Raw genomic sequence first — 14,965 nt, forward strand, 5'->3', positions numbered from 1 at the left:
TGGTCATTGAGCGAAGTCGAAATGACCATAAGTGCTAATTGTCATTTCGAACGCAGTGAGAAATCTGATTTGTCATTCTGAGCGCCGCGAAGAATCTATAAAAATATCCTTTGAATTGACAAAGGCTAAATTCCCCAACAATCACTACCTTTCTGGTCCAAACCAAACCTCAAAAATGAAAAACACCCTAGTTGCAGCAGCACTTCTTGTTGCGTTCACCACAACCTTTACTGTCAACGCCCAAAAAATCAATTTCCCACAACGCTACGAAACGTGGAAAGCTGCAGAAAAGGGACAATTTAAATGGAATCAAGAAGCTTTGGATAAGGCGGTAGAATACGCCAATGCCAATGAATATTCAGGTTCCAGAGATTTGCGTATTGCCATATTGGAAGGCTTCAAACATGAACCTTTTCATCAAATTCTGGGGCCTACCAAAAAGCGAGGCGGTCCAGCAGGTATGATTATGAAAAATGGCTACCTGCTGGCTTCTTGGGGAGACACCAAACGTGTGGATATGACTTTCAGTGTCACCAAAAGCTTTTTATCCACTGTTGCTGGACTGGCCGAAGACCAAGGTTTGATCAACGATACCAAGGATAAAGTGGGGGACTACATTTGGGATGGAACTTTTGATGGTGCGCACAACTCCAAAATAACTTGGGAACACCTATTGCAACAAAATTCAGACTGGTCAGGGGAATTGTGGGGCGGTAAGGATTGGGCGGACCGTCCACCGAGTGAAGGTGGTCTGGACGATTGGAAATTCCGAAAGCTCAACGAACCCGGTACGGTAATGGAGTACAACGATGTTCGCGTAAACGTATTGGCCTATTCGTTGACCCATGTGTGGAGAAAACCGCTGCCCATGGTCCTCAAAGAAGAGGTGATGGATAAGATCGGGGCGACCACAACTTGGCGTTGGTTTGGCTACGAAGATGCTTGGACCGTAGTCGATGGGATACAGATGAAATCCGTGACCGGTGGTGGGCACTCTGGAGCTGGACTTTTTATCTCCACAGAGGATATGGCCCGTTTTGGAACACTTTTTTTAAACAATGGTATATGGGAAAATGAGAAAATCATCAGCGAAGATTGGATCAAAAAAGCCACTACGCCTTCTGTGCCCAATGTGAATTATGGCTATATGTGGTGGCTGAACCAACAAGGAGGACGCCACTGGGATGGTGTTCCCGAACATGTGTTCTACGCCGCAGGTTTTGGAGGCAACTTTATTGTGGTGGATCAAAAAAGTGGTTTGGTCATTGTGACGCGCTGGCTGGAACCTTCAAAAATCGGGGAGTTTGTGAAGCAGGTGTATGAGGCTTTTTAAATTCATTCTGTGCGGATGCTGAGCGCTGGTCATTGAGCGAAGTCGAAATGAGTCGAAGTATGACACGGAATCTTGGCTACTTGGGATTTCTCGTCGCTACGCTCTGTCGAAATGACTACGAGTGCTTACTTGTCATTTCGAACGGATGTGAGAAATCTAATCCTATGCTGAAACATTTTGTTCTTGTGGCGTAAAAGGCGCCAAAACCTTCAACGCCTTGTCCACACTAGTGATTCTGTCAAATGTCAACAGTAACCGTAAACCTGTTCGGGTCTGTTTTTCCTTAAGCTTGGCCTGTTGGGGATGGCTCTGTACATATTGCAGCACTTGGGTGAACACGGCACTTTGGTAAAAACTGGATTGCTGGTCCGCAATAAAGTAACCGATAAATTTGCCCTTCTTCATGATCACCTTTTCCAAACCAATGTGAGTGGCGATCCATTTAACACGGACGGAATTCATCAAATCCACTACAGGCTCGGGCAACTCGCCAAAACGGTCCACCAATTGCGCTTCAAATTTCTGTAGGCCTTCCTCGTCCTCTACATCGTTCAATTGGGTGTAGAGGTTTAAGCGTTCGGTAATATTGTTGATGTAATCATCGGGGAAGAGCAGTTCAAAATCCGTGTCCAACTGCATCTCTTTTACATATACTTTTTCCTTATCGCCCTCAACTTCATCATACAATTCCTTGAACTCGTTTTCCTTGAGCTCCTCTATGGCTTCGGACAGTATTTTTTGATAGGTCTCAAATCCAATCTCGTTGATAAATCCACTCTGCTCTCCTCCCAACAAGTCACCGGCACCACGAATTTCCAAATCCTTCATCGCAATGTTGAAACCACTGCCCAACTCTGTGAATTGTTCGAGGGCTTCGATACGTTTTCGGGCCTCGGTGGTCATCACTTCATAAGGTGGTGTGATAAAATAGCAGAAAGCCTTTTTGTTGCTTCGGCCCACACGTCCGCGCATCTGATGAAGGTCGCTCAAACCGAAATTGTTGGCGTTGTGAATGAAAATGGTGTTGGCGTTGGTCACGTCCAAACCACTTTCAATGATGGTGGTCGAAACCAAAACATCAAACTCACCGTTCATAAAGGAAAGCATCAAGGTTTCCAGTTTTTTGCCCTCCATTTGTCCGTGTCCAATCCCAATTTTGGCATCGGGCACCAAACGCTGAATCATCCCAGCTACTTCTTTGATGTTCTCAATGCGATTATGGATGAAGAACACCTGTCCGCCCCGTTGGATTTCGTAGGACACGGCATCACGGATAATGTCCTCATTCAATCGAATCACGTGGCTTTCGATAGGGTACCGGTTCGGTGGCGGCGTATTGATGACGGAAAGGTCACGAGCGGCCATCAAACTGAACTGTAGCGTCCTTGGAATCGGTGTGGCGGTCAGTGTAAGCACATCCACATTTTCTTTGATGGAACGCAGTTTTTCTTTTACGGAAACCCCGAATTTCTGTTCCTCGTCCACAATGAGCAAGCCCAAATCCTTGAACTTTACATTTTTGTTGACCAACTGGTGCGTTCCAATAATGATATCCACTTTCCCACTTTCTAAATTCTCTAGGGTCTCCCTTTTCTCCTTCGCTGTTCTAAAACGGTTGAGGTAATCCACCGTTACCGGCATTTCTTTCAATCGTTCGGAAAATGTTCTATGATGCTGAAAAGCCAAAATCGTGGTGGGAACTAAAATAGCCACCTGTTTGCCGTTGTCCACGGCTTTAAACGCAGCCCGTATCGCGACTTCTGTTTTCCCAAAACCAACATCCCCACAAATCAAGCGGTCCATAGGGCGTTCGCTCTCCATATCCTTCTTTACATCCTGAGTGCTTTTCTCTTGGTCCGGAGTATCCTCGTATAAGAAAGAGGCTTCCAATTCGTACTGTAAATAGCTGTCCGGGGCATATTGAAATCCTTTTTCCAATCGCCGTTTGGCATAGACTTTTATAAGGTCGAAAGCAATCTTTTTGACCCTTGCCTTGGTCTTTTGCTTTAGTTTTTTCCAAGCTGCGGAACCCAGTTTGAATATTTTGGGAGGTGCTCCGTCCTTGCCGTTGTATTTGGAAATTTTATGCAGCGAATGGATGCTGACGTAGAGAATATCACGGTCGCCATAAATTAGTTTGATGGCTTCCTGCTTTTTGCCCTCCACATCAATTTTTTGCAACCCACCAAACTTGCCGATACCATGATCAATGTGGGTCACATAATCGCCGATTTCCAGTTTGTTGAGTTCCTTCAACGTGATGGCTTGCTTTTTGGCGTAGCCATTCTTCAAATGGAACTTATGGTACCGCTCAAAAATTTGGTGGTCCGTATAGCACGCAATCTTTAGGTTCTGGTCCACAAAACCTTGGTACAACGGAAAAATGATGGTCTGGTAGTGCACCGTTTCATCCACTTCGTTAAAAATGTCGTGAAAGCGTTTAGCCTGTTGCTCGGTGGAGCAGAAAATATAGTTGCTGTAACCCGCATCCCGATTGTCATTAAGATTTTCAATGAGCAAATCAAACTTTTTGTTGAAAGCTGGCTGGGGTTTGGTGTTGAATTGAATGATGTCACTTCGACTTCGCTCAGTGACCATTTCTCCTGTATTTTGGTTGCTGAGCGGAGTCGAAGTACCAATCTCAAAACATAAATAATCCTTCAACTGCCCTTTCAACAAAGCTGAATCCAAAAAGAGTTCCTTGGGCTTCGCGTGTTTGATCTCTTGACTCAACTTGGCAAAGCTCTCCTCAGCTTTTTCAAAAAAGGAATCAATGCGATCGTAGATCAGCGCAGGGTTTTTCGCAAAGACCACCGTGTTGGCGGATATATATTTTAGGAAGCTTTCCCGTATTTCTTCGGTAAACTTATTTTCTACGTTTGGGATAATGGTAATTTTCTTCACCTTGTCCGTGGAAAGCTGGGTTTCCACATCAAAAGTTCGGATACTGTCCACTTCATCCCCAAAGAACTCGATGCGATAAGGTTCATCGTGCGAGAAGGAGAAAACATCCACGATACCGCCGCGAACAGAAAATTCACCGGGTTCGGTTACAAAATCCACCCGCTTAAACTGATATTCAAACAGCACTTCGTTCAAAAAATCCAACGAGATTTCATCGCCCAATTTAATTTTTTGGGTGTTTCTGTCCAGTTCCTTTCTGGTCACCACTTTCTCAAAAAGGGCATCGGGATACGTAACGATTACCGCCGGTTTTTTTCTGGAATTGATGCGGTTCAATACCTCGGCACGCAGAAGTACGTTGGCATTGTCCGTTTCCTCGATTTGATAAGGCCTTCGATAACTTCCGGGATAAAAAAGCACATCTTTTTCTCCAATCAACTGCTCCAAATCATTCAAAAGATAAGCAGCCTCTTCCTTGTCGTTCAAAATCAGCAAGAATGGTGATTCGGCAGACTTGAAAGTTTCTGAAATCACAAATGAAAGGGATGAACCTACAAGCCCTTTAAGGCTTATTTTTTGACTATCACTTCGAGCGGAGTCGAGAGGTTGGGCAATAATCTCCCTCAGTTTCCCGAGTTGGGGAGACTGTTCAAATAATTTGGGAATTAGGGTTTTGGTCAATCCAAAAAACTTTGCGGCAAAGATAAACCGCGAAAACTTGTACTAAAAATGTTTTTTTGAGTTTCTTATCGTCACGCTGAACTTGTTTCAGCGTCTCACTCGGATACGATTCCGTGTCAAGCACGGAATAACAGTCTTTACTTATGTCACTCTGAGGAGAGCGAAGAATCTAAACCTTAATAATACTATCCTCAACAATGGCAAAAACTTCATCCGAATCTTTAGGGTCAAGGGAATGGGTGCCCGTGAATTGACCGAAAGCTGGGAGAATCATTTGATTGTTGGATTTAAAAAAGCAGGGCAATTTGATGTGTTCCCTTCCAAAACCTTTGAGTTTAATGGAAGGATGAATATGGCCGCAAAACGTAAAATAGCCCTCACGTTCTTCGGGATGATGGGTCAATAAAAAAGAGTCAATAACCAACTCTGGAAATATTGAAATCTTAAGTTGTTTGAACTTTTCGGGGGCAATAATGTCGTGGTTGCCTGCCACCAAAAGGATTTCGGAAGGTGTTTTGCCTACCCAATTCTCAAACAATTCCCATTCTTTGTTGAGCGATGAATGGAACAGATCGCCCAAAAAGCAGATTTGAAAAGGCTGAAAATCCGAAACGAGTTTATCCAAAAGCAGAAAGTTTTTGTGAATGGCCTTTCTTGGTACCGCAGCTCCAAATTTTCTGAAATGGGATACCTTGCCCAAGTGTACATCACTGATCAGTAAGAGTGATTTTTCCTCCCAAAACAATCCACCCAAAGGGTGCAGTTGAAACTCTTGATTATGTATTTGAATATTTTGTCTCATTTGCCTTCGATACTACAAATTTAGTTCAATTGTCATTTCGAACCGACCAGCGGGAGCGTGAGAAATCTTTTTTTTCAATGTGTTTTGGAATGAATGGGATTTCTCAATCGTCGTTGCCCTCCTCATTTCGAAATGACACCTTCTCGCGTTATGCTGAACTTGTTCCAGTATCACTCGGATGAGAGAGATTCCGTGTCGGGGCACGTAATGACAGGTGCTTGGATGTTTGTTGGTCATTTGGTTAGTTTACTCACCATCCGTTGGATGCGGTCCGCCAATTTTTCGTTGGATAGTTTTTCGCGTAGCCTATCCGTAATAATTGGGAAGGAGAGAGGCGTAGGTTGGGAGCATTGTTTCCAAACTATATCTTGTTGTGCAATTCGCTCCAAGGCCAATCGTAGTCGACCTTCTTCCAATTGATGCTCAAAAGTTTCGCTATAGGCTTGCTGATAGAGCAGATTATCATCTTCAAAATCACGGAACACATCAAACAGCAATTCCGAACTGCTTTGCAGATGCTTCATTTTGACTCCTTTCTCGGGATAGCCCGTAAAAACCATTCCACTGATGACGGCAATATCACGGAACTTTCTTCGTGCCATTTCATTGGAGTTCAAACTTTTTTGAAGGTCGGACAACATATACTCCGGCGTAAAAAGGTTGTTGTCCAAAATTTCCTGAATGTTGATTTCCCTGTCCGATAGCAACTCAAACCCATAATCGTTAAAAGCGAGGGAGCAGGTTATCGGCATCAACAAACTGATGCGATAGGCCAAGAGACTGCTCATCCCTTCGTGAATGGCCCTGCCTTCAAAAGGGTAAAACATATGGTGGTAGCCATCACGGGTCTTAAAGGTTTCTATCAAAAATTGATGCGGCTGTGGCACTATGCTTTCTTCCCGCTGCTTGGCAAACATCGGCTGCAATGCTTGTATTTCTTCCGACTGTTCCGAAAACTCCAATTCGGCGGTGTACAATTCCTGCCGCAACAGTTCGGACATCTTTGCGGAAAAACTCAAACGCCCTCCCATCCAGCTGGGCACTTTGTTGGTTCTCTTTTTGGAATTTCGAACGTGTGCGGCCATCCCTTTGATCCTAATAAATTCCAGATTACGTCCTGCAAAAGTGAAAACGTCGCCGGGACTCAATTTGGAAATAAAATATTCCTCGATACTGCCAATGTATCCTCCTTTTTGATAGCGAACGGAGATGGTGGCATCGCCCACAATGGTCCCGATTTGAAACCGATGTCGCATAGCAACCGCCCTGCTGTTCACTTTGAATTTGCCATCTTCTTCAATCTCCACCTTTTTATACTCGTCGTAGCTCTTCAAACTTTGACTTCCCATCACCAAAAAATTCAACAGCCATTGCCATTGTTCTTCGGTCAAGGTCTGATAACAGAACGTTTGTTTGATTTCAGGATAGATCTCATCCGGATAAAACCCATCGGAAACCGCCAAAGTGGTCAAATACTGAATAAGGACATCAAAGCTGTTGAGGTATGGTATGCGGTCTTCCACGGCGCTGTTCAATACCGCTTTTTGCATGGCCGAAGCCTCAACCAATTCGATGGCGTGCGTGGGCAAGAAATGGATGACACTTTCTTTGCCCGGTCGGTGCCCGCTACGTCCGGCACGTTGTAAAAAACGAGCTACGCCTTTGGGACCGCCACTTTGGATCACGGTTTCCACAGGCGCAAAATCAACTCCCAGGTCAAGGCTCGATGTGCAGACCACGGCTTTTAGACTTTGGTTTCGGATGGCCTGCTCCACCCACAATCGGGTTTCTTTGTTGATGCTGCCGTGGTGCATCGCCATTTCGCCAGCAAACTCGGGGTATTTTTCCAAGATTTTCTGAAACCAGATTTCGCATTGGCTTCGGGTATTGGTAAAAAGCAAGGTGGTTTTACTGTTGTTGATGATGGGCACCACCTGATCTAAAAGATGTAATCCCAAGTGCCCGCGCCAAGGAAAGGTTTCCATTTCCTTTGGAACAATACTTTTCACCGTGATTTTTTTGTTGAGGTTGGCCTTGACCAAGACCGAATTTTCCAATTCTGGCGATGTTGGCCCGAACAGGACTTCGCGAGCTTGCTCCAGATTTCCAATGGTGGCCGATATGCCCCAAATGCGTAATTCCTTGCAGATAGTTTTTAATCGGGAGATTCCCAATTCCATTTGAACACCCCGTTTGGTGCCCAAAAGTTCATGCCATTCGTCCACCACAATGGCGGAGCAGTTTTTGAATGTTTTTTTATAGTCTTTGGATGAGAGCAATAACTGTAAGCTTTCAGGAGTTGTGATCAATAGGTCGGGCATATGGGTTCGCATTTTTGCCCGTTCTTTTGCTGATGTGTCCCCAGTTCGAATGCCCACGGTCATTTGGGTTTCCAAATCTTGGGTAATGCGTTCTGCGGATTGTTTGATTTCCTGGGAAAGTGCTCGCAATGGCGTAATCCAGATGGCTTTTAGTCCTTTTTTGTGCTTGGTCTTGTAATCAGAATTGTTTTTGATGTAGTTGAGCACGATCGGAAACCAAAGTGCATAGGTTTTGCCGCTTCCAGTGGGAGCGTTCAAAAGGCCATGTTTGCCCTCCAAAAAGGCATTCCAACTCTCTTTTTGAAAAGAAAATGGTTTCCAGTTTTGTTCTTGGAACCAATTTTCGGCTATTTCTAATAGTTCTTTTCTGTTCATATTCCGAGCGCAGCGAAGGAATCTGTCAAATTGATGGGTTTACCATTCCAAAGACAAATCCTTCCAATCCGGATTTGTTGCATTGATCAAATCTTCCTTCCTTTTCCGATTACCAGCTTTTAATTGCTTTTCCCTTTCAAAGGCTTCTTTTATGGTGTCAAATTCTTCAAAATATACCAAGTTATGGCAATTATATCTTTTTGTGAACGAATACGCATATTTGCCGTTTTTGTGCTCACCTATACGCCTTTGTAAATCATTGGTGGCCCCGATATAGAGTACGGTTTTATTTTTATTCGTTAAGATGTAACAATACCCTTTCATCATTGATGGTGTTTTAAACACATAAATTTCAAACAATAGCATTTGAAATAATCTGTTCGGTTTCTATTTACTGGGGTTATGCTACAAATTCAATTTTTCTGGTTTATTTGTTGAGGGATTCCTTCGCTTTGCTCGGGATTAGTGCTTTTAAATCATCCAATGAATTGGCCTCATCGATTTTTTTGTCCTTCCGCCATCTTAAAATTCTGGGAAAGCGTGTGGCAACACCACTTTTATGACGCTTGGAGGGAGCAATGCCTTCAAAAGCGATTTCAAAAACGTGCTGCGGGGTCACGCTCCGAACGGGACCAAAACGCTCCAACGTGTTTTTCTTGATCCATGCATCCACTTGTCGAAACTCTTTGTCCGTTAAGCCGGAATAGGCCTTGGCAAAGGTGACCAGTTCTTTTTCACCTTCTTCATTTTCATACCAGAGGGCAAAGGTGTAATCGGTAAAGAGGTTGCTTCGCCGACCATGACCCCGCATAGCGTAGGTGAGCACGGCATCAATAGTGAGCGGGTCGACCTTCCATTTCCACCAATCCCCTTTTTTTCGTCCCACTTGGTAGGTGGAGTCATTGCGTTTGAGCATCAGGCCCTCACTGTGTTTTTCTCTGGACAATTCCCTTTCTTTTGCCATGTCTTCCCAAGAATTGAATTGCATCCGTTCGGACAGGAGTAAGGGTAATTTGTCACTTCGACTACGCTCAGTGACCTGTTTATTGAGCGTAGTCGAAATCATAGATTCTAAAATTTTTCTTCGCTCCAGATACGTTTTATTCCTGATGTCCTTCCCCTTCCATTCCAAAATATCATAGACTTTCAACTTGACAGGAATTTTTTCCAACAATGATTTTGAAACGTTCTTGCGGCCTATTCGGGTCTGAAGGTCTTTAAAAGTGCCGATTTCCCCTTTGGGATACGGTAACAACTCCCCGTCCAACACGGTCCCATTTGGAATACTGCCCACAAAGGCTTCAAATTCTGGATATTTATCGGTGACGAGTTCTTCACCCCGACTCCAAACAAAGATTTCATCATTTCGTAGAATGGTTTGAGACCGAATGCCGTCCCATTTATGCTCTACGGACCATTGGGTTACCTCACCCAAATCTGTGACGTCGTCCTCAACGGCATATGCTAAAAAGAAGGGATATGGTTTGGAGAGGTAATCGCTCTCTTTCTCCTCCAAAACCAAGTCGTGGAAACTGATGCGGTTCGGGTCCCAATTGCCCATTAGTTTATAAGCGAGAATGTCCTCTTCAATACCCGTGGCTTTGGATAGTGCACGGGTCATCAATTTTTGACTCACTCCGATTCTGAAGCTGCCCGTAATCAGTTTGTTGAAAACAAAACGCTCGTAATAATCTAATATGGTCCAGTGTTGAAAAAGGTATTCCTTTTTTTCTGCTTCCGTTTTTTGTTTCAAGGCCATCATCTCCTGTAAAAAGGAGGTCAGTGATTTTTTTGAGCCTTTTTCTGTTGAGGGCACCACCAAGGCAATGGTCTCCGCCAGATCTCCCACAATATGATAGCTTTCCTCAAAAAGCCAAGTTGGAATATGGGATAGTTCAGCGGCCCAAGTGCGTAGCAAAGTTGTGTTCACGGGGCGCGGAGGTCTTCTGTGGGACAGTATGGCGATGGTCCAAACCTTGTCTTGGTCGCTCGCTTCTTTAAAGTATTGGGACAGTGCTTGCACTTTTACGCTGGTTTTGTTGGTGCCGTCCAATGTTTTTATGAGCTTGGCAAACTGTTTCATTCCGCTTTCGATTTTTCTTGTTCGTTAGCATTGATTTCGGACAGTTCGCCTTCGTATTGCGTAGATTCGGTTCGGGCATCGTAGCCCAATTCCATCAAATATTTGGAGAAAATGTCGGTGTAGCCGTGTGTGCAGATTATTTTTTCAGCACCGGTGGCTTCGATTGTCTGCAATAGTCCCCTCCAATCGCAATGGTCGCTTAGTACAAAACCTTTATCAATCGCTCTCCGTCTTCGTGCGCCTCGAAAAGCCATCCAACCGCTCGCGGTCGCCGTGACATATGGGACCATTTTTTTGATCCAGGGACTTCCATGGGCACTGGGCGGAGCAACCACAATATTGCCCAAAAGCTCGTCTTTCTTGGTTTCTTTTGTAATCAGATGTGTTGGCGGTAAATCGGTAAGGGGTCGGAGCACTTCGGTCATGTTTTCTACGGCTCCGTGCGTGTATATTTTTCCGATGGAAGTGTCCAAATGTTTGATCAGACGTTGTGCCTTGCCCAGGGAATAACCAAAAAGCACCGAGGTTTTTCCTTCCGATTGGTTTTGCGCCCACCATTGGTTGATGTCACTGAACACCTCTTTTTGTGGTCGCCAGCGAAATGCCGGTAACCCAAAGGTGCATTCGGTGATGAAGGTGTTACATTTTACAAGCTCAAATGGAGTAGTGAGCCCATCATCTTCAATTTTGTAATCTCCGGTGAACACCCATACTTCGCCATTGTGCTCTACCCGTATTTGTGCGGAGCCCACAATGTGCCCGGCGGGATGGAAACTGAACTTCACGTTGTTGACCGTGAATGTTTCGCCCCAGTCTTTTCCTGAAATGGAAATATCGCCCAAACGATGCTTCACGATAGGAACATTCTTATGGTGGGTAATGTACTTGTTATGGCCCCATCTACTGTGATCGGCATGGCCGTGTGAAATAATGGCCTTGTCCACGGGTTTCCAGGGGTCCAAATAAACATCTGCTTTTTTACAATAGATTCCTTTGGAGGTAAATTCGAGCAAAGGTGTTTTCATAGCAGTCGTAAATTACAAATTTCTTTTGGTGCCCTTTTTAATATTTTTATCTCTATTAAACATTTATATTTGTGCCACAAAATTTGAAATATGCCGATTTTAGATCTTTACGAGCACGGAGACCATAGAAAGAATTTGGCTCATTTTGCCACTTTGGCGAGTTTGGCTGCGGTAGACGGGGAAATCAATCCAAAAGAAAAAGCCATTTTGGAAAAGTTTGCCTTTAAGCTCGACATTACCGAGGAAGAATTCAAAGAGGTGATGAAAAAAGAGAACAAATATCCTATTGAGACACCTCACAGCGGTGAGCAAAGGTATATGAGGCTATTCGAATTTTTTCAGATTATCTTCTCCGATCATGATATCGATGACGAGGAGCGCAGAATTGTAGAAAAGTATGCTGTAGGCCTTGGCTTTTCACCAAAATCAGCTTCAGAAATCGTCGACAAATCCATCAAAATATTTACTGGAAGAATCCCTTTCGAGGATTACCACGAATTGATGCAGCGCAGGAGCTAGGACTTTGCCATAAACTCCTCCGCCTTTTCCACCATTTTTTTGCTTCCGCAGAAAAAGGGAACACGTTCATGGAGTTCGGTGGGCTGTATATCCATGATGCGTTGATAACCATCGCTGGCCTTTCCGTTGGCCTGTTCGGCCAAAAAAGCCATGGGGTTGCACTCATACAATAAACGTAGCTTACCATTTTGGGCCTTGCTGCTTTTGGGGTACATGTAAATTCCACCTTTGATCATGTTTCGGTGAAAGTCAGAAACCAACGACCCAATGTATCTTGAAGTATAGGGTCGGTCACCTTCCTCCATTTGGCAATATTTAATGTAATCTTTTACTCCTTGTGGAAAGTGGATATAGTTCCCTTCGTTCACGGAATAAATTTGACCTTTTTCCGGAAATTGCATATTGGGGTGGGACAGATAAAAGGTGCCCAAAGCTGGATTCAGGGTAAATCCGTTCACGCCATCGCCAGTGGTATAGACGAGCATGGTGGATGTACCATAAATGATGTAACCAGCAGCAATCTGGTTTTTGCCAGGTTGAAGGAAATCTTCCAAAGTAACGGGGGTTCCAACAGGTGTAATTCTTCTATAGATGGAAAAAATAGTTCCTACGGATACGTTCACGTCAATGTTGGAAGAACCGTCCAAAGGGTCTATCAAAACCACATACTTGTTCTGGTGCTGTTTGTCAAAACTATTGATGCTGATAAAATCATCCTCTTCTTCCGAAGCAATACCACAAACAATTTCACGGTTCTTCAAGGTTTGAATAAACTTTTCGTTTGCAAGAACATCCAATTTTTGTTGGTTTTCACCTTGAATGTTAGTCTCACCTGCAGCTCCAATGATATCGACGAGCCCGGCTTTGTTCACCTCATGGTTCACTACTTTTGCCGCCAGTCGAATGCCGTTCAGTAATCTCGATAGTTCCCCGGAAGTGTATTGAAAAGAATTTTGATTTGCGATAATAAATTCACCGAGTGTGCGATGCTGCTTCTCAAACATGGAAGTACTGTTTTATTTATGGACAAATATCGGGCATTTTGTGAAACTACAACGTTTTCGAAGAGCTTTAATTGTGTAATTTTATAACTTTGAGTTTTATTTGTAACAATTATGGAATATACAATTAGAGAAGCGCGACCAACGGATATGGAACAGGTTTTGAACTTGATCCAAGAATTGGCTGATTTTGAAAAGGAATCTGATGCTGTGGAAGTCACTGAGCGGGATTTAGTGGAACATGGTTTCGGTGATCACAAGTTGTTCCATTGTTTTGTGGCAGATACACAAAATGGAATCGCCGGCATAGCTTTGGTGTACCCAAGATACTCTACGTGGAAGGGTCCGGCTATTCATTTGGAAGACCTGATCGTATCTGAAAAGGTGCGAGGGAGTGGATTGGGGACCGCCTTGTTGGATGAAGTAGTGAAGTATGGTGCCAGATTAGGGGTAAAACGCATTTGTTGGGAGGTGTTGGACTGGAACGAACCCGCCATTGCCTTTTATGAGAAAAAGGGAGCCAATGTGCTTAGAGATTGGGATGTGGTTCAATTGGATGAAAAAGGAATCAAAAATTATATAGAAAGCCTAAACTAGGCCGACCAAATATCAGAATATAAAATACATGAGGGTATTTAAGTTTGGAGGAGCATCGGTCAAAGATGCGGATGCGGTAAAAAATGTAGTGAACGTTTTACGGGAGGTAGGTTACAACGATACACTAGTGGTCATTTCTGCCATGGGCAAGACCACCAATGCCATGGAAAAGGTGGTGGAATCTTATTTTAACGATAGGGATCAGGTGAATGCCTCCATTCAAGAAGTTATGGATTACCACCATGGAATACTGTCCGACCTTTTTCAAAACCTGAGTCATCCCGTTTACGCCAAGGTGAAAGTCCTTTTTGAAGAGGTAAAGGGTTTTTTGGCTTGGAACAAATCGCCCAAGTATGCTTTTGTTTACGACCAAGTGGTTTGCTACGGGGAATTATTGTCGACCACCATAGTAAGTGCTTACCTAAACGAAATTGGTATTGCCAACGAATGGTTGGATGTGAGAACGCTTATCAAGACGGACAACAGTAATAGGGATGCTCAAGTAAATTGGGAACGAACCCAACAAGAAGTACAGTCTCGTGTAGATGTTTCCAAATTGAACATTACCCAAGGTTTTTTGGGAAGCGACGACAACAACTTTACCACTACGTTGGGCAGGGAAGGTTCCGATTACTCCGCGGCTATCTTGGCGTATTGCCTCAATGCGGAATCGGTCACCATTTGGAAGGATGTTCCGGGAGTGTTGAATGCGGACCCCAGAAACTTTGAGAATGCCCAATTGTTGGACAAGATTTCTTATCGGGAAGCCATAGAACTTGCGTTTTACGGAGCTTCGGTAATTCACCCTAAAACCTTGCAGCCTTTACAGCGCAAGGAAATTCCCTTGAAAGTAAAATCGTTTGTGAATCCCAAGGACAAAGGGACCACTGTTGGAAAAGGAAATGGCATAGAACCAAAAGTTCCCTGCTTCATAGTTAAGAAGAATCAAGTCCTGCTAAAATTGTCTTCTCTGGACTTTTCCTTCATTGTTGAGGATAACATCAGCGAAATCTTCAAACTATTTTCTGACCATCGACTTAAAGTGGATTTGATCCAGAATTCCGCCATTAGTTTTTCCGTCTGTTTGGACAATAAGTTCAGGGGGCTTCAACCTTTATTGGAAGAGCTTAAGCGGAAATTTAAAGTTGTTTGCCACGAGGACGTTTCCCTCTATACCATTCGCCATTTTAATGATGATTCGGTCAAATCGCTTCAAAACGGGAAATCCGTTTTAGTGGAGCAAAGGGGCAAGGAAACTGTGCAACTTGTTGTAAAATAAAGGTTTCCGCCCAATATTTAGGTAGAAAGTGCTATAGGGTTTATT

General features: G+C 43.9%; 11 protein-coding genes. 4 read left to right on the top strand and 7 right to left on the bottom strand.

The genetic code is table 11. From position 1 onward, the window contains the following. Nucleotides 1-175 precede the first annotated feature (175 nt). Nucleotides 176-1,333: a serine hydrolase domain-containing protein gene (locus tag K1F36_RS16050; protein ID WP_220114741.1), complete on the top strand. Its 1,158-nt coding sequence runs from the start codon at nt 176-178 to the stop codon at nt 1,331-1,333. Nucleotides 1,334-1,495: 162 nt separating this feature from the next. Here the strand turns inward: K1F36_RS16050 and mfd are convergent, their stop codons facing one another. The 6 genes from mfd to K1F36_RS16080 all read right to left on the bottom strand — a co-directional run bounded on the left by mfd (nt 1,496) and on the right by K1F36_RS16080 (nt 11,524). Further along, nucleotides 1,496-4,918 (bottom strand): transcription-repair coupling factor, encoded by a 3,423-nt coding sequence (mfd, locus tag K1F36_RS16055; RefSeq protein WP_220114742.1) that lies wholly within the window; start codon nt 4,916-4,918, stop codon nt 1,496-1,498. A gap of 169 nt (nt 4,919-5,087) precedes the next feature. After that, nucleotides 5,088-5,720, bottom strand: a complete 633-nt coding sequence (gene pdeM / locus K1F36_RS16060; RefSeq protein ID WP_220114743.1) for a ligase-associated DNA damage response endonuclease PdeM — start codon at nt 5,718-5,720, stop codon at nt 5,088-5,090. 233 nt (nt 5,721-5,953) lie between these two features. After that, nucleotides 5,954-8,416: a ligase-associated DNA damage response DEXH box helicase gene (locus tag K1F36_RS16065; protein ID WP_220114744.1), complete on the bottom strand. Its 2,463-nt coding sequence runs from the start codon at nt 8,414-8,416 to the stop codon at nt 5,954-5,956. Nucleotides 8,417-8,455: 39 nt separating this feature from the next. Then, on the bottom strand, nt 8,456-8,743 hold the full coding sequence (locus tag K1F36_RS16070) for a GIY-YIG nuclease family protein (protein WP_220114745.1): 288 nt from the start codon (nt 8,741-8,743) through the stop codon (nt 8,456-8,458). 100 nt (nt 8,744-8,843) lie between these two features. Further along, nucleotides 8,844-10,499 carry an ATP-dependent DNA ligase gene (locus K1F36_RS16075; protein WP_220114746.1) on the bottom strand — a complete coding sequence of 552 codons (1,656 nt, stop codon included), beginning with the start codon at nt 10,497-10,499 and terminating at the stop codon, nt 8,844-8,846. After that, the gene (locus K1F36_RS16080) at nt 10,496-11,524 is read right to left on the bottom strand and encodes a ligase-associated DNA damage response exonuclease (RefSeq protein WP_220114747.1); all 1,029 of its coding nucleotides are present in this window, start codon (nt 11,522-11,524) and stop codon (nt 10,496-10,498) included. Before K1F36_RS16080 ends, K1F36_RS16075 begins: the two co-directional genes overlap by 4 nt. 90 nt (nt 11,525-11,614) lie before the next feature. On the opposite strand from K1F36_RS16080, the gene K1F36_RS16085 reads away from it, so the two are divergent. Continuing rightward, the gene (locus K1F36_RS16085; protein WP_220114748.1) at nt 11,615-12,043 is read left to right on the top strand and encodes a tellurite resistance TerB family protein; all 429 of its coding nucleotides are present in this window, start codon (nt 11,615-11,617) and stop codon (nt 12,041-12,043) included. Here K1F36_RS16085 and fbp read toward each other — a convergent pair. Beyond that, the gene (gene fbp / locus K1F36_RS16090) at nt 12,040-13,047 is read right to left on the bottom strand and encodes a class 1 fructose-bisphosphatase (RefSeq protein WP_220114749.1); all 1,008 of its coding nucleotides are present in this window, start codon (nt 13,045-13,047) and stop codon (nt 12,040-12,042) included. The genes K1F36_RS16085 and fbp overlap by 4 nt on opposite strands. A 111-nt stretch (nt 13,048-13,158) precedes the next feature. On the opposite strand from fbp, the gene K1F36_RS16095 reads away from it, so the two are divergent. Then, complete coding sequence (locus K1F36_RS16095; RefSeq protein ID WP_220114750.1) at nt 13,159-13,641, top strand: GNAT family N-acetyltransferase; 483 nt, start codon at nt 13,159-13,161, stop codon at nt 13,639-13,641. Nucleotides 13,642-13,669: 28 nt separating this feature from the next. Beyond that, a complete protein-coding gene (locus tag K1F36_RS16100; protein ID WP_220114751.1) occupies nt 13,670-14,920 on the top strand; it encodes an aspartate kinase in 1,251 nt (416 codons plus the stop codon). Nucleotides 14,921-14,965 lie beyond the last annotated feature (45 nt).

This window comes from Flagellimonas abyssi (assembly GCF_019457905.1).
In the GTDB taxonomy this organism is placed as follows: Bacteria; Bacteroidota; Bacteroidia; order Flavobacteriales; family Flavobacteriaceae; genus Flagellimonas; species Flagellimonas abyssi.

Coding starts and splice junctions, on each gene's coding strand:
- K1F36_RS16100 (WP_220114751.1), top strand. CDS start 13,670: ATGAGGGTATTTAAGTTTGGAGGAGCATCGGTCAAAGATGCGGATGCG.
- fbp (WP_220114749.1), bottom strand. CDS start 13,047: ATGTTTGAGAAGCAGCATCGCACACTCGGTGAATTTATTATCGCAAAT.
- pdeM (WP_220114743.1), bottom strand. CDS start 5,720: ATGAGACAAAATATTCAAATACATAATCAAGAGTTTCAACTGCACCCT.
- K1F36_RS16075 (WP_220114746.1), bottom strand. CDS start 10,499: ATGAAACAGTTTGCCAAGCTCATAAAAACATTGGACGGCACCAACAAA.
- K1F36_RS16080 (WP_220114747.1), bottom strand. CDS start 11,524: ATGAAAACACCTTTGCTCGAATTTACCTCCAAAGGAATCTATTGTAAA.
- K1F36_RS16085 (WP_220114748.1), top strand. CDS start 11,615: ATGCCGATTTTAGATCTTTACGAGCACGGAGACCATAGAAAGAATTTG.
- K1F36_RS16095 (WP_220114750.1), top strand. CDS start 13,159: ATGGAATATACAATTAGAGAAGCGCGACCAACGGATATGGAACAGGTT.
- K1F36_RS16070 (WP_220114745.1), bottom strand. CDS start 8,743: ATGATGAAAGGGTATTGTTACATCTTAACGAATAAAAATAAAACCGTA.
- K1F36_RS16050 (WP_220114741.1), top strand. CDS start 176: ATGAAAAACACCCTAGTTGCAGCAGCACTTCTTGTTGCGTTCACCACA.
- K1F36_RS16065 (WP_220114744.1), bottom strand. CDS start 8,416: ATGAACAGAAAAGAACTATTAGAAATAGCCGAAAATTGGTTCCAAGAA.